The organism is Phenylobacterium sp. FG114, from assembly GCF_057809855.1.
Genome location: NZ_JBMDKU010000008.1, coordinates 121545 through 139855, shown reverse-complemented (window position 1 = coordinate 139855; position 18311 = coordinate 121545). Strand labels below are relative to the sequence as shown.

Annotated in this window: 17 protein-coding genes; 11 read left to right on the top strand and 6 right to left on the bottom strand. The window is 69.9% G+C overall.

What is annotated here, in order from left to right:
• Positions 1–34: 34 nt before the first annotated feature.
• The gene (locus ACODSY_RS15380) at positions 35–1684 is read left to right on the top strand and encodes an alkaline phosphatase D family protein (protein ID WP_488952642.1); all 1650 of its coding nucleotides are present in this window, start codon (positions 35–37) and stop codon (positions 1682–1684) included.
• Between the two features lie 212 nt (positions 1685–1896).
• On the opposite strand, the gene ACODSY_RS15375 is transcribed toward ACODSY_RS15380, so the two are convergent.
• From ACODSY_RS15375 to folE, 4 genes are all read right to left on the bottom strand, one after another.
• Positions 1897–2262: a hypothetical protein gene (locus ACODSY_RS15375; protein WP_488952641.1), complete on the bottom strand. Its 366-nt coding sequence runs from the start codon at positions 2260–2262 to the stop codon at positions 1897–1899.
• 121 nt (positions 2263–2383) lie between these two features.
• Positions 2384–3010: a LysE family translocator gene (locus ACODSY_RS15370; RefSeq protein ID WP_488952640.1), complete on the bottom strand. Its 627-nt coding sequence runs from the start codon at positions 3008–3010 to the stop codon at positions 2384–2386.
• A complete protein-coding gene (gene hisI, locus ACODSY_RS15365) occupies positions 3007–3390 on the bottom strand; it encodes a phosphoribosyl-AMP cyclohydrolase (RefSeq protein WP_488952639.1) in 384 nt (127 codons plus the stop codon). Before hisI ends, ACODSY_RS15370 begins: the two co-directional genes overlap by 4 nt.
• Before the next feature lie 202 nt (positions 3391–3592).
• The gene (gene folE / locus ACODSY_RS15360) at positions 3593–4222 is read right to left on the bottom strand and encodes a GTP cyclohydrolase I FolE (RefSeq protein ID WP_488952638.1); all 630 of its coding nucleotides are present in this window, start codon (positions 4220–4222) and stop codon (positions 3593–3595) included.
• A 171-nt stretch (positions 4223–4393) separates the two neighbouring features.
• Here folE and cysS point away from each other — a divergent pair, with 171 nt between their 5' ends.
• From cysS to ACODSY_RS15310, 10 genes are all read left to right on the top strand, one after another.
• Entirely contained in the window at positions 4394–5824 is a 1431-nt protein-coding gene (cysS, locus tag ACODSY_RS15355) for a cysteine--tRNA ligase (protein WP_488952637.1), read from the top strand.
• On the top strand, positions 5824–6396 hold the full coding sequence (locus tag ACODSY_RS15350; RefSeq protein ID WP_488952636.1) for an SRPBCC family protein: 573 nt from the start codon (positions 5824–5826) through the stop codon (positions 6394–6396). The genes cysS and ACODSY_RS15350 overlap by 1 nt, the downstream gene beginning before the upstream one ends.
• A gap of 106 nt (positions 6397–6502) precedes the next feature.
• The gene (locus ACODSY_RS15345; RefSeq protein ID WP_488952635.1) at positions 6503–8737 is read left to right on the top strand and encodes a sulfatase-like hydrolase/transferase; all 2235 of its coding nucleotides are present in this window, start codon (positions 6503–6505) and stop codon (positions 8735–8737) included.
• Positions 8738–8746: 9 nt separating this feature from the next.
• Positions 8747–10006 carry an aminotransferase class V-fold PLP-dependent enzyme gene (locus ACODSY_RS15340; protein WP_488952634.1) on the top strand — a complete coding sequence of 420 codons (1260 nt, stop codon included), beginning with the start codon at positions 8747–8749 and terminating at the stop codon, positions 10004–10006.
• Positions 10007–10200: 194 nt separating this feature from the next.
• Positions 10201–11433: a cytochrome P450 gene (locus ACODSY_RS15335; protein ID WP_488952633.1), complete on the top strand. Its 1233-nt coding sequence runs from the start codon at positions 10201–10203 to the stop codon at positions 11431–11433.
• Positions 11434–11528: 95 nt separating this feature from the next.
• Complete coding sequence (locus tag ACODSY_RS15330) at positions 11529–11963, top strand: iron-sulfur cluster assembly scaffold protein (RefSeq protein WP_488952632.1); 435 nt, start codon at positions 11529–11531, stop codon at positions 11961–11963.
• A complete protein-coding gene (locus ACODSY_RS15325; protein ID WP_488952631.1) occupies positions 11963–12253 on the top strand; it encodes a hypothetical protein in 291 nt (96 codons plus the stop codon). The genes ACODSY_RS15330 and ACODSY_RS15325 overlap by 1 nt, the downstream gene beginning before the upstream one ends.
• Positions 12254–12519: 266 nt before the next feature.
• Positions 12520–12801: a membrane protein insertion efficiency factor YidD gene (gene yidD / locus ACODSY_RS15320; RefSeq protein ID WP_488952630.1), complete on the top strand. Its 282-nt coding sequence runs from the start codon at positions 12520–12522 to the stop codon at positions 12799–12801.
• Positions 12798–14768, top strand: a complete 1971-nt coding sequence (thrS, locus tag ACODSY_RS15315) for a threonine--tRNA ligase (RefSeq protein WP_488952629.1) — start codon at positions 12798–12800, stop codon at positions 14766–14768. The genes yidD and thrS overlap by 4 nt, the downstream gene beginning before the upstream one ends.
• On the top strand, positions 14765–15703 hold the full coding sequence (locus tag ACODSY_RS15310; RefSeq protein WP_488952628.1) for a glycosyltransferase family 2 protein: 939 nt from the start codon (positions 14765–14767) through the stop codon (positions 15701–15703). Before thrS ends, ACODSY_RS15310 begins: the two co-directional genes overlap by 4 nt.
• Here ACODSY_RS15310 and ACODSY_RS15305 read toward each other — a convergent pair.
• Both ACODSY_RS15305 and ACODSY_RS15300 read right to left on the bottom strand, forming a co-directional pair.
• On the bottom strand, positions 15700–16623 hold the full coding sequence (locus ACODSY_RS15305) for a hydroxymethylglutaryl-CoA lyase (protein ID WP_488952627.1): 924 nt from the start codon (positions 16621–16623) through the stop codon (positions 15700–15702). The genes ACODSY_RS15310 and ACODSY_RS15305 overlap by 4 nt on opposite strands.
• Positions 16620–18299 (bottom strand): ArnT family glycosyltransferase, encoded by a 1680-nt coding sequence (locus ACODSY_RS15300; RefSeq protein WP_488952626.1) that lies wholly within the window; start codon positions 18297–18299, stop codon positions 16620–16622. The genes ACODSY_RS15305 and ACODSY_RS15300 overlap by 4 nt, the downstream gene beginning before the upstream one ends.
• Positions 18300–18311 lie beyond the last annotated feature (12 nt).

The window sequence follows — 18311 nt, the reverse complement described above, 5'->3', positions numbered from 1 at the left end:
TCATATCGGTGGGCGGAAGCGGGGAGCGACGACCATGAAGATCGACCGGCGGAAGGCCCTGGCCCTGCTCGGCCTCGGAGCGGCAACGCCCGCGGCGGCGCAAAGCTCCACGGTGAGCTTCAAACACGGCGTCGCCTCGGGCGATCCGAAGCAGGACCGGGTGGTGCTGTGGACGCGGGTCACGCCCGACAGGCCGGGCGCCGACGTGGCCTACAAGTGGAGCCTCAACCCCGTCGACCGTCGCGCGGGCGGCGCCAGGAGCGGCTCGGGGACCACCGGCCCGGCGCGGGACTATACGATCAAGGTCGACGCCACGGGCCTCGATGCGGGCCGCGCCTACACCTATGAGTTCGAGGTCGCGGGCGTGAAGTCGCCCATGGGCCGCACGCGCACCCTGCCGGCCGGGCCGACGAAGGACGTGGTGTTGGCGATCGCCTCGTGCACCCTCTACCCGAACGGCTATTTCAACGCCTACCAGGCCATCGCCGACCTGCCGCGCGTCGACGCCGTTCTGCACCTCGGCGACTACATCTACGAGTACGGCGGGCCCGGCACCTACGGCATGGACTCCGCCGTGGCGGGCGAGCGGCCGCACGATCCGCCGCACGAGTGCCTGACGCTTGCCGACTACCGCCGCCGCCACGCCCAGTACAAGGCCGACCCGCAGACCCAGGCGGCGCATGCCAAGGCGCCCTGGATCGTGGTGTGGGACGACCACGAGACCGCCAACGACAGCTACATGTCGGGCGCCCAGAACCATACGCCGGGGACGGAGGGCGACTGGACGGTTCGCAAGGCCGCGGCGCTGAAGGCCTATTTCGAGTGGATGCCGATCCGCGAGCCGTCGAACGGCGGCGCCCTGGCCGACGCGGCCATGCGCAGCTTCGACTTCGGCGACCTGGCCAGCCTGGTGATGGTCGAGACCCGCCTGACCGCCCGCGACCAGCAGGTGACGCTCGACGGCGACGCGCCCGAGGTCGACGGCAAGCGCGACCTGACCAAGCTGAAAGCCAAGCTCGCCGACCCCAAGCGGCGGATGATGAGCCCGCGGCAGGAGGCCTGGATCGGCGCCGAACTCGCCCGCTCGGTAAAGGCCGGCCACGCCTGGCAGGTGATCGGCAACGAGGTGGTGATGGCGCGCGTGAAGCCGTCCACGCCCAGCAAGGACCTGACGCCCGAGCAGTTCGCCGCCATCCCGGAATCCTCGAAGAAGCGGGTGGCCCGCTACGAGGCGGCCGCGGCCCTCGGCCTGCCCGCCGGACTGGACATGTGGGACGGCTATCCCGCCGATCGCGAGCGGCTCTACGACGTGTTCAAGGCCGCCGGCGCCCGGCCGGTGGTGGTGAGCGGCGACAGCCATTCCTTCTGGGCCAACGAGCTCAGCGATGCCGCCGGCAAGCGGGTGGCGGTGGAGTTCGGCACGACCGGGATCACCAGCCCCGGGGCCGGCGAGGTCAGCCCGGGGATCAACGCCGGCGACCTGATCGCCAAGGCCAATCCCGAGGTCATCTTCAACGACCAGGTCTCGAAGGGCTTCGTCCTGCTCACCCTCACCCGCGACCAGGCCAAGGGCGAGATGATGGCCGTCTCGACCATCACCGCCAGGGACTTCACGACCAAGGTGGTGAAGACCTTCGTGGCCGCGCCGGACGGCAAGGGCGTGTCGGGCCTGAAGGAGGCCTGAGGCGATCTCGGATCCTCGCGGATCGTTAAGACCTCCGTCAGGCGCGGTTCAGGTTCGAGGCGCCAACGTCGATCCCGAGACGACGAGGAGCCCGCCATGACCCCGGAAACCCCTGCCCAAGCCGATCGTCCGGCCTTCTGGGCGCGCGCGCTCCTCGGCGGCAGCGTCGCCTTCGCCGCACTGTCGGTAGTGCTCCTGGCCTGGGCCTGAGGTCAGGCCGCGAGCTGGGCCGCCCAGACGTTGGCCTTCAGCTCCGGCAGGATATCGATGCCCGATTCCTGCAGGCTGTGCAGGCGCACCAGCTCCGGCAGCGGGACGTCGAGCATCTGGGCGACGAACGCCTCGCCGGCCTTGAGGAACACGACGCCGCCCCGGTCGGGGAAGGAGTCTTCCAGCAGGGTGGCGTACCAGCGCGCGATGTCCGGCCGGTCGCGCTCCAGGCGCGGGTGGACACGGTACAGTTCGCAGCCCGCGGCGAGGACCTCGGTCGCCGACCTGAACGCCAGGCGCGGCATCCCGGGCGGCGCCTGCAGCTTCAGCTGGGTCCGGATCACCGCCGTGTTCAGCAGAAAGAACATACGCCACGCATCCCCGCTCGGCCGGCGCCTTCCCGTTCGCCGTTCCGTCGGGCCGATTTCACGACAGCGGCGGTTAGCGCCGCGTTGATCAGGATCGTTAGCGGACGACGACAGTCCTGCGTCAGCGCCGCTCCAGCGCCAGCCTGACCCCGAACGCCATGAAGACCCCGCCGGTGGCGCGGTCGAGCCAGCGGACGACCGCCGCGCGCTGCAGCATTCCTGCGATGGGGCGGGTGCCGGCGATCAGGGTCGCCGACCAGCAACTGCCGATGACGACGTGGATCACCGCCAGCAGGAAGATGAAAGGCGCGGCCTGGAGGCCGTCGGGTAGGAACTGGGGCAGGAACGAAACGTAGAAGACGCCCACCTTGGGGTTCAGCAGGTTGGTGAGGAAGCCGCGGCGCATCCAGACAAGATCGCCCCCGCCGCGCCGCGCACCGACGGTCACCTCGAACCGGTCCCGCGGCTTCAGCAACAGGTTGAGGCCCAGCCAGACCAGATAGGCCGCGCCCACCCACTTCAGGATGTCGAACGCCAGCGTCGAGGCCGCGAGCAGGGCGCCCAGGCCCAGCGCCACCGCCGCGCCCCAGATCAGACAGCCGATATTGATCCCCAGCGCCGCGAAAACCGCCCGCTTGGGCCCTTCGACCGCCGCCGTGCGCAGGATGAGCGCGGTGTCGAGGCCCGGCGTAAGCGTCAGCAGGCCGGCGGCGACGACATAGGCCGAGAGCGCCTGGACGACGGTCACGGCCGCTTCACCAGCTTGCCGCCCTCGATCACTCGATAGAAGCACGAGCGCTGGCCGGTGTGGCAGGCGCCGCCGTCGCCCTGCGGCCAGACCTTGAGCCACACGGCGTCCTGGTCGCAGTCGATGCGCAGTTCCTCGACGACCTGGACCTGGCCGCTGGTGGCGCCCTTGTGCCAGAGCTCATTGCGGGAACGGCTGAAGTAATGGGCCTCGCCGGTGGACATGGTCTTGTCCAGCGCCTCGGCGTTCATCCACGCCAGCATCAGCACTTCACCGGTCTCTGCGTGGGTGGCGACCGCCGCGATCAGGCCGGCGGCGTCGTAGCGCGGCGTCAGCGCCAGGCCGTTCTCGAGGATGTCGGCAGAGGGGAAGCTGGTCATGGGGCGTATATGAACTCGCGAGGAAGCTGTCGCCAGCGCCCTTCTCCCCTTGTGGGAGAAGGTGGCCCGCGAAGCGAGTCGGATGAGGGGTCGCGCCGACCTCTCAGCCGAAACGAAAAAGGGTCGACACGGATGACTCCGTGCGACCCCTCATCCGTCGGCTGCGGCTAACACCTTATCCCGCAAGGGGAAAAGGCCTCTCTTACCGGTTCACGAAGTCCAGAAAGCGCTGGCGCAGCGTGGGGTCGGTCTTGAAGACGCCGGTGAACTGGGTGGTGATCGTGCTCACGTGGCGGTGGTGCACGCCACGCGTGGTCATGCACTGGTGCGCAGCGTCGATCAGGACGGCCACGCCGGCGGGGCGCAGGCTGTCGGTGATGGCGTCGGCGATCTGCTGGGTCATGGTCTCCTGGGTCTGGAGACGGCGGGCGAAGATCTCGACCACCTTGGCCAGCTTGGAGATGCCCACCACCCGGTTCGTCGGCATGTAGGCCACGTAGGCCTTGCCCAGGAACGGAGCCATGTGGTGCTCGCAGTGGCTCTCGACCTCGATGTCGCGGAGCATGACGATGTCGTCGTAGCCCTGCACGTCCTCGAAGGTGCGCGACAGTTCCTTGGCGGGGTCGAGGTTGTAGCCCTCGAACCATTCGCCATAGGCGTCCACCACGCGCTTCGGCGTGTCGATCACGCCTTCGCGGCGCGGGTCGTCACCGGCCCAGGCGATCAGCGTGCGCACGGCTTCCATAGCCTCTTCGCGGGTCGGCCGCTTGAAGGGCTCAAGGTTTCCTTCGTCGGACCCGATGAGGGTTCGGTCGCGGGAAATAGCGTCCATGAGAGAGCGTTTCTTTCCAGGGCTGAGTTGCGCCGGGACGATGGTCCCGGAAATGACGCGTGCCACCCTTTCACGTCGGACCGGGCCTTGTGGCCTCGCGTCCGGGCGATCTGTATATGGGCGCGAGCCCGCCTTGGGCAACCGTTCCGCAGCGTTACCTTAGAAGAGCCGATGACCCTCAGCCTCTACGACACCATGAGCCGCGCCAAGCGGCCCTTCGTCCCCAAGGATCCGTCCCGGGTGACGATGTATGTGTGCGGGCCGACGGTCTACAACTTCGCCCACATCGGTAACTTCCGGCCCGTGGTGGTGTTCGACCTGCTGTTCCGGGTGCTGCGCGACGTCTATGGCGAGGCCTCCGTCCAGTACGCCGCCAACGTCACGGACGTGGACGACAAGATCAACAGGAAGGCCGCCGAAGAGGGCGTGCCGATCTCGACGATCACCGACCGCTACCTCGACGCCTACAACGCCGACGCCGCGGCGCTGGGGAGCCTGCGGCCGACCTTCCAGCCGCGCGTGACCGAGACCATGGACGCCATCATCAAGATGATCGGCGACCTGGTCCATCAGAACAGCGCCTACGCCGCCGAGGGCCACGTGCTCTTCGACACCCAGGCCTTTTCCGACTACGGCAAGCTGTCGGGCCGGCCGATGGACGAGATGATCGCCGGCGCTCGTGTCGACGTCGCCCCCTACAAGCGCCACCCCGCCGACTTCGTGCTGTGGAAGCCGTCCAAGGAGAATGAGCCCGAGTGGGAGAGCCCCTGGGGCCCCGGCCGGCCGGGCTGGCACATCGAGTGCACCGCCATGATCGAGGAGGCCCTGGGCCTGCCGATCGACATCCACGGCGGCGGCATCGACCTCGTCTTCCCGCACCACGAGAACGAACTGGCCCAGGGGGTCTGCTCTGGCCACGGCGAGCGCGAGTACGCCAGTGTCTGGATGCACAACGGCTTCCTGAACATGGGCGACGAGAAGATGAGCAAGAGCGTCGGCAACGTCGCCCTCGCTCACGACCTGCTCAAGCTCTACCCGGGCGAGGCGATCCGATGGGCGCTGCTCAGCGGCCATTACCGCCAGCCGCTGGAGTGGAACGACACTCTGATCGAGCAGGCCAAGAGCGCCCTGGACCGCCTCTACCGGGTGCTCGACGACGCGGGCCGCTTCCTGGCCGGCGAGCCGTCGGCCGACGGCTGGCAGAACGCGGCGGCCGCGGCCGAGCACGCCAACGTGCGCCATGCCCTGCACGACGACCTGAACACGCCGACCGCCTTCGCCGCGATGTTCCAGCTCGCCGACAAGGTGCGCGCGGCCGTGATGGCCAAGGACGCCCGCGCCGTCGCCAGCGGCCGCGGCCTGCTGGTGGAGGCAGGGAACCTGATGGGCTTCCTCACCGCCGACCCGCAGGCCTGGTTCCAGAGCGGCGCCGACGACGACCTGAAAACCAGGGTGGAGGCGCTGATCGCGGCGCGCGCCGAGGCCCGCGCGGCCAAGAACTGGGCCGACGCCGACCGTATCCGCGACGAGCTGGCCGCGTTGAAGGTCGAGGTGATGGACGGCCCGGCCGGCGCGACCTGGCGGATCAAGGAGCAGGCCTGATGCCCTTCAAACCCGGCCCCGACCTCAAGGCGGCCCCCTTCCAGCGCAAGGGCGGCGCACTCGGTCCCCAGACCCTCAACCTGCAGACCGAGGGCAAGCCGCCGCCGCCCAAGGGCCCCAGCGGTTTCCGCATCGAGGACCGCATCGGCATCCAGGCGCCGCCCGAGGTGATCTGGGAGATCGTCCAGGATCTGTCGAAGTGGTCGGAGTGGAACCCGACCTATCCGCGCGCGGCCGGCGAGATCCGCATCGGCAATATCCTCTCGATGGACCTCGTCCTGCCGGGCCAGGACAAGCAGGAGATCAAGCCCCGCGTTCTCGACTGGGTGCCCAACGAACAGCTCCACTGGGAGCTCCGGTTCCTGGGCGGCCTGATCAAGACCCTGCGCTACATCGAGATCACCCCGCTGTCCGAGCACGGCTGCGTGGTCGACAACGGCGAGTTCTTCGGCGGCCTGATGGGCCCGTCGCTGGGCAAGCGCATGCGCGGCCCCGTCCGCCGCGGCTTCCTGGCCATGAACGAGGCGCTCAAGACCCGGGCCGAGGCCGAATGGGCCAAGCGGCGGGGGTGATCGCAGCGCGCTGGTTGCGATCTGCGCCCTGAAACTGGGTAGTCCGCCCCTTGGACGCCGCAGCCGGCTCCACCATGGTGACCGCCGATAACGACGGGGATGGATGATGGCCGGGAAGATCGGACGGACGGTGGCGGACTCGGTTCCGGAATGGCCTAAGCCGCCGAAGCCGCCCAAGGGCGCGCCCAACATCCTGGTCATCCTGTTCGACGACGTCGGCTTCTCGGACTTCGGCTGCTACGGCTCGCCGATCCGCACGCCCAACATCGACCGGCTGGCGGCCGAGGGGCTGCGCTACGCCGGCTTCCACACCACGGCCATGTGCTCGACCACCCGCGCGGCCCTGCTGACGGGCCGCAACCATCACTCGGTCGGGGTGGGCTGCCTGGCCAACTTCGACAGCGGCTATCCGGGCTATCGCGGCAAGATCGACAAGGCGGCCGGAACCCTGCCCGAGATGCTGCGTCCGCACGGCTACCGCAACTACATGCTGGGCAAGTGGCATGTGACCAACCTGACCGAGACCGGCCCGACGGGACCATTCGACGGCTGGCCGCTGGGCCGGGGCTTCGACCGCTTCTACGGCTTCATGGACGCCGAGACGGACCAGTATTCGCCCGAGCTGGTGCGCGACAACACGCCGGTCCCGCCGCCCGGTACGTTCCAGAGCGGCTACCACCTGACCGAGGACCTGACCGACCAGGCGATCCGCTACATCGCCGACCACACCGCCGATGCGCCGGACACTCCGTGGCTGCTGTGGTTCGCGCCCGGCGCCTGCCACGCCCCGCACCAGGCGCCGGCCGACCTGATCAAGAGCTATGACGCCGTCTTCGAACGTGGTTGGGACGTGGAGCGCGAGGAACGCCTGGCCCGGCAGAAGGCCATGGGTCTGGTGCCGCCGGACACCAAGCTGCCCCCGCGCAACGACGGCGTGCGCGCCTGGGAGACCTATTCCGACGACGAGCGCCGCGTGTTCACCCGCCTGCAGAGCGCCTTTGCCGGCATGCTCGACCACACCGACCAGCACATCGGCCGCCTCGTCGGCTTCCTGGAGGAGGCCGGCGTCCGCGACGACACCCTGATCATCGTGATGAGCGACAACGGGGCCAGCCAAGAGGGCGGCCCGCTCGGCTTCGTCAACGCCATGGGGCCCTTCAACTTCCGCGGCGAGCCCATGGCCGAGAAGCTGGCGCGCCTCGACGACATAGGCGGGCCGGACACCCACTCGAACTTCCCGCACGGCTGGGCGATGGCGTCCAACACGCCGCTGCGCCGCTATAAGCAGAACACCCACGGCGGCGGCATCCGCGACCCGCTGGTGATGTCCTGGCCCAAGGGGATCGCCGCCCGCGGCGAGATCCGCCCGCACTTCGCCCATGCCTGCGACCTGGTCCCGACCCTGCTCGAGGTGATCGGCGTCGCGCCGCCGACCCACGTCAACGGCGTCCCCCAGATGCCGCTCGAAGGCGTCAGCTTCGCCGCCAGCCTGACGGACGCCGCCGCGCCCCCCCGAAGCAAGCCGCAGTACTTCGAGATGTTCGGCCACCGCGGCCTGTGGAAGGACGGCTGGAAGGCCGTTGCCTTCCACCCGCCGGGCGCGCCGTTCGACGACGACAAATGGGAGCTGTTCCACCTCGACGCAGACTTCTCCGAGAGCGACGACCTGGCCGAGGCACAGCCGGAAAGGCTCAAGGCCCTGATCGACGACTGGTGGGTCGCCGCCGAAGCCAACAAGGTGCTGCCGCTGGACGACCGCTTCGGCCCGCGCTTCGCCGAGAACTCGGCCCGCTTCCACGGCGCGCGGCGGCGCTTCGTGTTCCACAAGGGCATGGGCCACCTGCCCACCGACGTGGCCCCCGACGTCCGCGCCCGCACCTACCGCATCGAGGCCGACGTGAAGCTGAAGGGTGGAGAGCAGGGCGTCCTGCTGGCCCACGGCGACGCCACCAGCGGCTACAGCCTCTATGTCCAGGACGGCCGGCTGCATCACACCCTGAACATCGGCGGCCAGAAGACCACCGTCAGCTCCGACCGCCCCATCCCGGCCGGCGCCACCCGCCTGGGCGTCGTGTCGCGCGCCACCGGCGAGGCGCTAAACCGCACCTTCACCCTGACCATCGACGGCGAACCGGCGGGCGAGGGGCTGGCGACCACCGGCTTCGTCACCCTGATCTCCTGGTCGGGCCTGGACATCGGCCTGGACCGCGGCAGCCCGGTCGCCGACTACCCCGCGCCGTTTTCGTTCAGCGGGACCCTGCGCAAGGTTACGGTTGTCATGGACGCGGACCAGACGCTTGACGGCGACGCCGTCGGAGAGGCCGAAATGGCGCGCCAGTAGGAGCTTCCCATGGACCTGTCCCGCCGCGCGATCCTGGCCGCTGGAGCCGCCGCGCCGGCGGGCGGGGCGCTCGCCGCCGAGGTCCGGCCCGATGACGAAGCCCCCGATAACGAAGCATACTGGGCCAAGGTCGCCACCCTGTTCGACGCCCCGCCGGCCGGCGTCATCCAGCTGGAAAACGGCCAGTTCGGCGCCATGGCCAAGTCCACCCGCGCCGCCTTCGCGCAGCACACCGCCCGGGTGAACCGCGAGACCACGCTCTACACGCGCGGCCCGGTGAACGCCGATCTGCAGAACGTCCGCCTCAAGGCCGCCGCCCTGCTGGCCGTCGACCCCGGCGAGATCGCGTTCACCCGCGGCGGCACGGAATCGATGCTGACCCTGATCGGCGGCTACAACCGGCTGAAGCCCGGGGACGCCGTCCTCTACGCCGACCTCGACTACGACAGCATGCAGGCCGGCATGGAGTCGCTGGCCAAGGTGCGCGGCGTCCGCGTGGTGAAGATCGACCTGCCCGAGCCGGCCACGCGCCAGGCGCTCATCGACGCCTACGAGGCGGCGCTGAAGGCCAACCCCGACGTGCGCCTGATGCTGCTCACCCACCTCAGCCACCGCACGGGCCTGATCCCGCCGGTGGCCGAGATCGTGGCGATGGCGAAGGGCCGGAACGTCGATGTCCTCCTGGATTGCGGCCACGCCCTGGGCCAGACGCCGTTCTCGCTGAAGGCCATGGGCGTCGAATTCGCCGGCCTCAACCTGCACAAGTGGATCGGCGCGCCGCTGGGCGTCGGCCTGGTCTACATCAGGAAGGACCGCATCCCGGACATCGACGTCTCGATCCTGGAAGGTCCCAGCCCCCGCATCGACGCCCGCGTCCACACCGGCACCGTGAACTACGGCGCGGTCCTGTCCGTGGCCGACGCCATCGCCGTCCACGAGGCCATCGGTCCGCAGGCCAAGGCCGCGCGGCTTAGCTACCTGCGCGATCGCTGGGCCGAGGCGGTGCGCGACGTTCCCGGCGTCCAGGTCCTGACCCCCGCCGATCCCACCCTGCACGCGGGTATCACTTCGTTCCGCATGGCCGGCATGACCACGCCCGCCCAGGCCGTCGCCTTCCGCAAGGCGCTCTTCGACCGCTACCGCATCTTCACCGTCGAACGCGCCGGCCCGGCCAAGGGCGCCTGCATCCGGGTCACCCCCTCCTTCGTGAACACCGCCGCCCACGTCGACGCCCTTACGGCGGCCCTCAGAGAAATGGTGAAGGCCTAGCGCGCCGCAGGCGCTGTCATCTGGAACCACGAAAGACACGAAAAACACGAAAGTGGCCGCCGCGCCTTTCGTGTTTTTCGTGCTTTTCGTGGTTCGAATTGATCCGCGCTGACGCGCCTCGGGCTTGAAAGCCTCGCCCATCAAGGAGAAGGTGACGCCAGCGTCATTTTCAGAAGGGCGCGGAGGAAACGGCCATGACCGAGCGTCCCATCCCGTCGCTGTTCGAGCTGACCCCGCTCAACGAGGCCTTCCGCGTCGACCCCCACGCGCTCCTGGACGACCTGCGCGGCCGTTGCCCCGCGCACCGCGACGCCACCTCGGGCAGCCTGGTGCTCAGCCGCTACGCCGACGTCCGGTCGGTGGTGAACAACCGCGAGCTCTGGCGCGATCCGCTCCATGCGGAGGAGGGCGCCCACCTCTCGCGCCGCCTGCTCGACGACTACGACCCCACGCGCCCGCGCACCAGCCAGACCAGCATCCTCATGCTGGACGACCCCGACCACGCCCGCGTGCGCCAGCCCCTGGCCCAGGCGCTCTACGCCCGCGTCGCCAAGTTCAAGCCCGAGGTCGAGCGCATCATCGGCGAGACCCTCGACGCCGTCGCTGGCGAGGCCGAGTTCGACCTGATGGACCGCTTCTGCGTGCCGATCCCCATCGACGTGATCGCCTCGATCCTGGGCGTCGACCACAGCCGGCTGCGCGAGTTCCGCGAGTGGTCCGAGGGCATCATCCAGGGCCTCAACCCGCTCCGTACGCCCGAGCAGACCGCAGCCATGGTCGCCGCCGACACGGCGCTGAAGGCCTATTTCACCGAGGCCATCGCCGACCGCCGCGCCAGCCCCGGCGACGATCTGATCAGCGACATGGTCCAGCTCCAGGCCGCCGGCGCGGAACTCTCCGACGACGAGTTGCGGATCAACCTCACCGCCCTGCTGGTCGGCGGCAACCTCACGACGACCGACCTGATCGGCAACGCGGTGCGCCTGCTGCTGCTCCATCCGGGCGAGCTGGCGAAGCTCAAGGCCGACCCCAGCCTCATCAATTCCGTGGTCGAGGAGGTGCTGCGCTACGAGCCGCCGGTCGACATCACCGCCCGCATCGCCTCGGGCGACATGGAGGTGGGCGGCTGCCCGCTGCACGCCGGCCAGGCGATGACCGTCTCGCTGCGCGCCGCCAACCGCGACCCCGAGGTCTACGACGACCCGCACCGCTTCGACGTCACCCGCAAGCACAAGCCGCACGTGGCTTTCGGCGGCGGCGCCCACATCTGCATCGGCGCGCCCCTCGCCCGGCTGGAGGCCCAGGTCGCCCTGCTCCGCCTCTTCGAACGCTTCCCCGACCTCAAGCTCGCCGACCCCGACGCTGCGCCCGCCTGGCGCACCCTCCCGTTCTTCCGCGGCATGGAAACCCTGCGGGTCCGCCCCTGAGGCGCGTTAGCGCCAGTCGATCGTGGTTCCAGATGATTGCGCCTGCGGCGCGCTGTGCGTTTGACAACACCCCCGCCGATGACGACCTAAGGCGCATGATCGACGATCTCTACTCGGCCAAGCTCCTGCGCCTCGCGGCCGAGATGCCGCGCGCCGGGCGCCTGCCCGAGCCCGACGCCACGTCGGAGAAGGTCTCGAAGCTCTGCGGCTCCCGCGTGGTGATCGACGTGAAGGTCGAGGACGACCGCGTCGCCGACTTCGCGCAGGACGTGAAGGCCTGCGCCCTGGGCCAGGCGGCCGCCTCGGTGCTGGGCGCCCACGTCATCGGCGTCACGCTCTCGGAACTCGAAGCCACCCGTGACGCGTTCCGTTCCATGCTGAAGGCGGGCGGACCGGCGCCGGAGGGGCGGTTCGGCGATCTGGCCTTGCTGGCTCCGGTGAAGGATTATCCCGCCCGTCACACGTCGACGCTGCTGGCCTTCGAGGCGGCGGCCGAGGCGGTGCGCAATGCGGTCGAGCGGAGAGCCTGATGCCGGACTTCATCTTCCTCCATCACGACGACGCCTCGGGCGACGGCGGACTGGACTGGGAGCCCTATCTCTCCCGTCTGCGCGAAGACGGCGTCTTCCAGGGCGGCAGCAAGATCGGCCAGGGCCACTGCATCAAGAAGTCGGGGGTCGCCCCCGACCCGCTCAGCCACATCACCGGCTTCATCCGCGTCACCGCCGACACCCTCGACGAAGCCCGCGCCCTCCTACCGGGCAACCCGGTGTTCGAGGCCGGAGGGACCGTGGAGATCCGCGAACTTCCCAGCGGCTGACGGCCCCTGCTGACCGCCCTCGGGCTGCGAAAGGACGGGTGCGAGGTTCCTTCCCCCGCCCATCCGTGATACTGGCCGCGCCTCGTTTGCACTCTGGTTCGCCAATCGGTTCGCCATGTTTCGTCCGACGGACATCGCCGCACCCTTCGCCCCGGTCACGCGGCCGGTGACGACCCCGCGCGCGCGAACTACTCCCGCCGGCGCGGCTTGAACCTCTCGGGGTCCCGGCGTACGCACGGGGCCTGCAATCGCAAACCGCAGCCGGCATGAGCTTCTACGAGAGATGCGTCCGTGGGCTCCTTCGCGCCTACAAGCTGACGCTTTCGCCGCTGATCGGGCGGCAGTGCCGGTTTGCTCCGACCTGTTCGGAGTACGCCGCTGAAGCCCTGATCGGACACGGCCCCGTGCGCGGTGGGATTCTCACCGTGCGCCGGCTGTGTCGATGTCATCCCTGGGGTGGCGCGGGCTGGGACCCGCCGCCGCCTCCGCGCCAGCAGCCCCCAAAGGATAACGGGGGCAAGGCGCGCGACTGGAAGTGTGAAACATGATCGATCTGATTTTCCCCGACGGCTCGAAACGCGAATTCGAGGCCGGAACGACGGGCAAGCAGGTGGCGGCCTCGATCGCCCCCTCGCTGGCCAAGCGCGCGGTCCTGGTCCGTCTGGACGGCGAGCTGCTGGACGTCGACCGTCCGCTCGAGAAGGGCGGCAAGTTCGAGATTCTCGACCGCACGGCCCCCGACGCCCTGGAGACGATCCGCCACGACGTCAGCCACATCATGGCCGAGGCCGTGCAGGAGCTGTTCCCCGGCACGCAGGTCACCATCGGCCCGGCCATCGAGGACGGCTTCTACTACGACTTCGCCCGCGACGAGCCGTTCAGCCTGGACGATCTCGCCAAGATCGAAGAGCGCATGAAGCAGATCGTCGACCGCGACGAGCCGATCGTGCGCGAGGTCTGGGACCGCGACGAGGCCATCGCCCACTTCAAGTCCATCGGCGAGGACTACAAGGCCGAGATCATCGGCGGGATCCCCGCCGGGGAGCAGGTCAGCGTCTATCGCCAGGGCCAGTGGAAAGACCTCTGCCGCGGGCCGCACCTGCCGTCGACGAAGGCGGCCGGCAAGGCCTTCAAGCTGACGAAGCTGGCGGGCGCCTACTGGCGCGGCGACCACCGCAACCCGATGCTCCAGCGCATCTACGGCACGGCCTGGGCCAGCGAGAAGGACCTCGAGGACCACCTGCATCGCCTCGAGGAGGCCGAGAAGCGCGACCACCGCAAGATCGGCAAGGCCATGGACCTCTTCCACATGCAGGAAGAGGCCAAGGGCATGATCTTCTGGCACCCCAAGGGCTGGCAGCTCTACCGTTCGGTCGAGGCCTACATGCGCCGCCGGCTGGACGCCGACGGCTACCTCGAGGTCAAGGCGCCCCAGATCATGGACCGCGAACTGTGGGAGCGGTCGGGCCACTGGCAGAAGTTCGGGAAGAACATGTTCACCTGCGAGACGGAGGAGGGCGAGAGCCTGGCCGTCAAGCCGATGAACTGCCCCGGCCACGTGCAGATCTTCAACCACGGCCAAAAGAGCTACCGCGACCTGCCGCTGCGCATGGCCGAGTTCGGCGCCTGCCACCGCTACGAGCCGTCGGGCGCCCTGCACGGCATCTTCCGGGTGCGGGCGTTCACCCAGGACGACGCGCACATCTTCTGCCGTGAGGACCAGATCGAGGAAGAGTCGACGAAGTTCATCCGGCTGCTGGAGAGCGTCTACCGCGACTGCGGCCTGGAGCTGCATGCAGTGAAGCTGGCGCTGCGGCCCGACGAGCGGTTCGGCACGGACGAGAATTGGGACATCGCCGAGAAGAAGCTGGAGCGCGCCGCCCTGGCCGCCGGCATTCCCACCGTCGAGATGCTGCCCAACGAGGGCGCCTTCTATGGCCCCAAGCTGGAGTTCCACCTGAAGGACGCCATCGGCCGCACCTGGCAATGCGGCACGCTGCAGCTGGACTACGTCCTGCCCGAGCGCCTCGACGCCGAATATGTGGCCGAGGACGGCTCCAAGCAGCGGCCGGTCATGCTGCACCGGGCCATCTGCGGTTCGATGGAGCGCTTCATCGGGGTGATGATCGAGAACTACGCCGGGGCCTTCCCGCTGTGGCTCGCGCCCACCCAGGTGGTGGTGGCCACGATCACGTCCGACGCCGACGACTTTGCCCTGAAGGCCGCGGCGCAGCTCCGCGCGGCCGGCCTGCGCGTGGAGACCGACCTGCGCAACGAGAAGATCAACTACAAGATCCGCGAGCACAGCCTGGCCAAGGCGCCGGTGATCGCCGTCGTCGGTCGCCGTGAGGCCGAGGAGGGCAAGGTGGCCCTGCGGCGCCTCGGATCCGACGGCCAGCAGATCCTGACGCTCGCGGAAGCCGTGAACACGCTTGCCTCCGAGGCGACTCCGCCCGATCTTGCCCGGGCGGGGGACGATGCCGGCCAGGGGGCCGGCGGGTTGGAGGCTGGATGAACAGCATCGCCGCGCCGATCCTCAGCTCAGAACCTGTGGCCGCGACGGATGTGATCCGTCCGCGGCGCAGCGTGTCCGTGGTGATGGTGGTCTACATGACCGGCGAGGCTCTCGCGCAGAGCCTTGACTGCGTGCTGGCCGATCCGCTGGTGGACGAGCTGGTCGTCGTGGACAACGGCTCGAAGCCGGCCGAGGCCGAGCGCCTGCGCGCGCTGGCGGCCCGCGACGATCGGGTGGTGCTCAAGACCGGTCACGGCAACGTCGGCTTCGCGCGCGGCGCCAACCTCGGCGCGCTCACCGCCAAGGGCGATGTGCTGGTTTTCCTGAACCCCGACGCCTTCCTGCAACCGGGCTGCGTGGCGGCGCTGGCGCGCGAGATCGAGGGCCGGGCCTCGCCCTGCCTCGTCGGCGGCCGCGTGCTCAACGCCGATCGCACCGAACAGCGCGGAGCCCGGCGCGGCGAGATCACGCCGGTGAGCGCGCTGCTGTCCATGAGCGGCCTGTCCAAGGCGGCGCCGGCGCTCAACCGCTACGAGGTGCATTGGGAGGGCGACGCCCTGCCGGCCCAGGCCGTGCCGACCCCCACCATCTCGGGGGCGTGCTTCTGCATGCGGCGCGAGGATTTCGACGCCGTGGGCGGCTTCGACGAGGGCTACTTCCTCCACGTCGAGGACGTCGACCTCTGCTGGCGCGTGCGCCAGGCCGGCGGTGAGGTGCTGTTCCATCCCAGGGCCGAGGTCGTCCACATCGGCGGCACCAGCCAGACCAGCCCGCTGAAGGTCGAGTTCCACAAGGGCGTCGGCCTGGCCCGCTACTTCCGCAAGCGCGCCGAAGGCCCCGTCCAGACCGCCCTGGCCTGGGCGCTCTCGCCCCTGGTCCTCACGGCCGCCGTGGTCCGCCCGCTGCTTTGGAAGCTGACGGGCCGGGCGGGCTAGGGCACGGCCACCGGGATCGGCGGAGCCGCCGGGAAGCCGCCGGCCTTGCCGACCGAGGAGGCCACCTTCTTGCCCAGCAGGTCCGAGGCCCACTGGCCGATCTCGATGAGCTGGTCCAGGTCGTAGCCAGTCTCGAAGCCCGCCCGCTCAAGCATGTAGACCAGGTCCTCGGTGCCGATGTTGCCGGTGGCGTTCGGCGCGAACGGGCAGCCGCCCAGCCCGCCCACCGAGGCGTCCAGGATGTCGACCCCGGCCTCGACGCCGGCGAAGGCATTGGCGAGGCCCGTGTTGCGGGTGTCGTGGAAATGCAGGCGCAGCGGGATGTCGCCGGCGGCTTTCTTGGCCAGCTCGATGCGGCGGCGGACCATCCAGGGGTCGGCCACGCCGATGGTGTCGGCCAGCGCGATCTCGGCGACGCCGGCCTTGGCCGCGGCCTGGACGATCTGGACCACTCGCTCCTCGGGCACCTCGCCCTCGAACGGACAACCGAAGGCCACCGAGACCGTCACCGAGATCGGCGGGTCCTCCGGGCGACGCGCGCCCGCGATGCCGGCCATGGTGGTGATCTGCTCGTCCACCGAGGCGCCCTGGTTGCGGATGCCGAAGCCGTCGGAGGCGCAGACCACGACGTTGGCCTCGTCGCAGCCGGCGTCCAGGCAGCGCTCCCAGCCGCGCATGTTCAGCACCAGCCCGATGCGCGAGCGGCCTTCCTTGTGCGGCAGCGCGGCCATGATCTCCTCGGCGCCGGCCATCTGCGGCACGCGCTTGGGATTGACGAACGAGACCACTTCCATGCGCCTGGCCCCGGCCGCCTCGAGGCGCTGGATCATCTCGAGCTTCTGGCCGACCTCGAACAGCGTCTTCTCGTTCTGCAGTCCGTCGCGCGGACCCACCTCCACGATCTCGATACGCCGGCTCATCGTCTCACCTCGTTCAGCACCTCGGGCGCCACATAGACCCGCAAGGTCATCGGATCACCCTTGGAGTAGTTGATGCCGCTGATACGGGCGACAAGGACGGCCGTTCCCCCACGGGAGTCGAGCGCCTGCTGGAACGCGGCTTCCTCCTTCTGCTCGACGATCGCCGGCCGGCCCTCGACGATCGCCTGGGCCGCCTCGGCCGGCCCGTCCAATTCGGTGGCGGTGCCCAGGGCGAAGACCAGGCTGGGCTCGGCGTATCCGGCCACCGCCACCGGCGCCTCGGCGACGCCTTGCCGCGGCAGCAGGCGGGTCTGCTCCAGCGCCCGCTCGAGCCGCGCCGACAGCCAGAGCGGTTCGAGGCGCGGCGCGAAGGCCGCGGCCAGCGCGCCGTGAGCCAGCACGGCCAGACCCAGCGCCGCCAGGGTGGCCGCCTGGGGCGCCTGGCGCACCATCAGGTAGCCGCCGACCAGGCCGGCGGCCGCGAACAGGCCGCCCGCCAGTGTCGCCGCCCAGGCGTCGCCGGGCGTCCCGTACAGCGAGAGGAGGTAGAAGACCGCCGCCGCCAGCACGAGGCCCATCACTGTCGCCAGGCCCGCCCCCAGCCAGCGCGCGGCCGCGCCGATCGGCTCGGCCAGGGCGCGCGCCGCGAGCCAGGCCAGCGCGCCGTAGGCCGGCATCAGGTAGTGCGGCAGCTTGGTGGGCAGCGCCTCGAAGAGGATCCAGGTCGGGATCAGCCACGCGATGGCGAACCGAACGCCCGCCTCGGCGCGATGCCGCCACGCGGCCACCGCGGCCGCCGGCAGCAGCAGGGTCATCGGGAACGACAACAGCGGCGTCAGCAGCAGGTGGTAGCCGGGCGGCGCGCCATGGGTCTCCTGGCCGCCGGCCAGCTTCGGCGCGAGGTCGGATCCCACCGCCTCGGACCAGAAGCCGCCGTCGGTGGCCACCGTGACCGCGCCCGCCCACGGCCCGACGACCGCCAGCACGATGATCAGGCCACACCACCACTTGAGGTCCGCGAGCCAGCCGGCGCGACGGTCCCAGAGCACCAGCACGATCATGGCGAAGAGGGCGACCATCGGTCCGACCGGCCCCTTGATGAGGGCGGAGGCCGCCAGCGCGCCCCAGAAGATCCAGGCCACGCGCCGGCCGGCCGGCGGACCGCCGTTGCGCGCCGCATAGAGCCGGGCCAGCGCGGCGAGCGCCAGGGTAGTGGTCCCGGTCAGGGCCGAATCGGTCTTGGCTATGAAAGCCTCGGTCGAGACCAACAGGCTCGCGCCCAGCAGCGCGCCGGCCATCAGCGCGGTGCGCCGGTCGAATACCGCCGCGGCGCCCCAGGCGCAGGCCGCCGCCGCCAGCATGGCGCCCAGCAGGGAGGGCAGGCGATAGGCCCAGATCTGCCGCGCCTCGGGGCTCGATGTCAGAGTGACCGCGGCGGCCTGCAGCCAGTGGATCCCCACGGGCTTCTTGAACCGTGGCGCGTCCTGGAAGCGGATCACGACATAGTCGTTGCTTTCCAGCATCTGGGCGGTGGCCTGGGCGAAGCGCGCCTCGTCCCGGTCGAGCGGCGGCATGGCCACCAGTCCCGGCAGTCCGGCCAGGAAGGCGATGAAGGCCGCGAGCGCCGGCCCCCGCCAACCGCCGCTCCATTTCGTCAGGACCGCATCCAGCGTCATGGCGCCCTGATA

Excerpts from the sequence above, each read along its gene's own strand:
- cysS (WP_488952637.1), top strand. The coding sequence starts at position 4,394 with ATGACCCTCAGCCTCTACGACACCATGAGCCGCGCCAAGCGGCCCTTC.
- ACODSY_RS15325 (WP_488952631.1), top strand. The coding sequence starts at position 11,963 with ATGCCGGACTTCATCTTCCTCCATCACGACGACGCCTCGGGCGACGGC.
- ACODSY_RS15380 (WP_488952642.1), top strand. The coding sequence starts at position 35 with ATGAAGATCGACCGGCGGAAGGCCCTGGCCCTGCTCGGCCTCGGAGCG.
- ACODSY_RS15335 (WP_488952633.1), top strand. The coding sequence starts at position 10,201 with ATGACCGAGCGTCCCATCCCGTCGCTGTTCGAGCTGACCCCGCTCAAC.
- ACODSY_RS15340 (WP_488952634.1), top strand. The coding sequence starts at position 8,747 with ATGGACCTGTCCCGCCGCGCGATCCTGGCCGCTGGAGCCGCCGCGCCG.
- yidD (WP_488952630.1), top strand. The coding sequence starts at position 12,520 with ATGAGCTTCTACGAGAGATGCGTCCGTGGGCTCCTTCGCGCCTACAAG.
- ACODSY_RS15300 (WP_488952626.1), bottom strand. The coding sequence starts at position 18,299 with ATGACGCTGGATGCGGTCCTGACGAAATGGAGCGGCGGTTGGCGGGGG.
- hisI (WP_488952639.1), bottom strand. The coding sequence starts at position 3,390 with ATGACCAGCTTCCCCTCTGCCGACATCCTCGAGAACGGCCTGGCGCTG.
- ACODSY_RS15310 (WP_488952628.1), top strand. The coding sequence starts at position 14,765 with ATGAACAGCATCGCCGCGCCGATCCTCAGCTCAGAACCTGTGGCCGCG.
- ACODSY_RS15305 (WP_488952627.1), bottom strand. The coding sequence starts at position 16,623 with ATGAGCCGGCGTATCGAGATCGTGGAGGTGGGTCCGCGCGACGGACTG.
- ACODSY_RS15375 (WP_488952641.1), bottom strand. The coding sequence starts at position 2,262 with ATGTTCTTTCTGCTGAACACGGCGGTGATCCGGACCCAGCTGAAGCTG.
- ACODSY_RS15345 (WP_488952635.1), top strand. The coding sequence starts at position 6,503 with ATGGCCGGGAAGATCGGACGGACGGTGGCGGACTCGGTTCCGGAATGG.
- ACODSY_RS15350 (WP_488952636.1), top strand. The coding sequence starts at position 5,824 with ATGCCCTTCAAACCCGGCCCCGACCTCAAGGCGGCCCCCTTCCAGCGC.
- thrS (WP_488952629.1), top strand. The coding sequence starts at position 12,798 with ATGATCGATCTGATTTTCCCCGACGGCTCGAAACGCGAATTCGAGGCC.
- ACODSY_RS15330 (WP_488952632.1), top strand. The coding sequence starts at position 11,529 with ATGATCGACGATCTCTACTCGGCCAAGCTCCTGCGCCTCGCGGCCGAG.
- folE (WP_488952638.1), bottom strand. The coding sequence starts at position 4,222 with ATGGACGCTATTTCCCGCGACCGAACCCTCATCGGGTCCGACGAAGGA.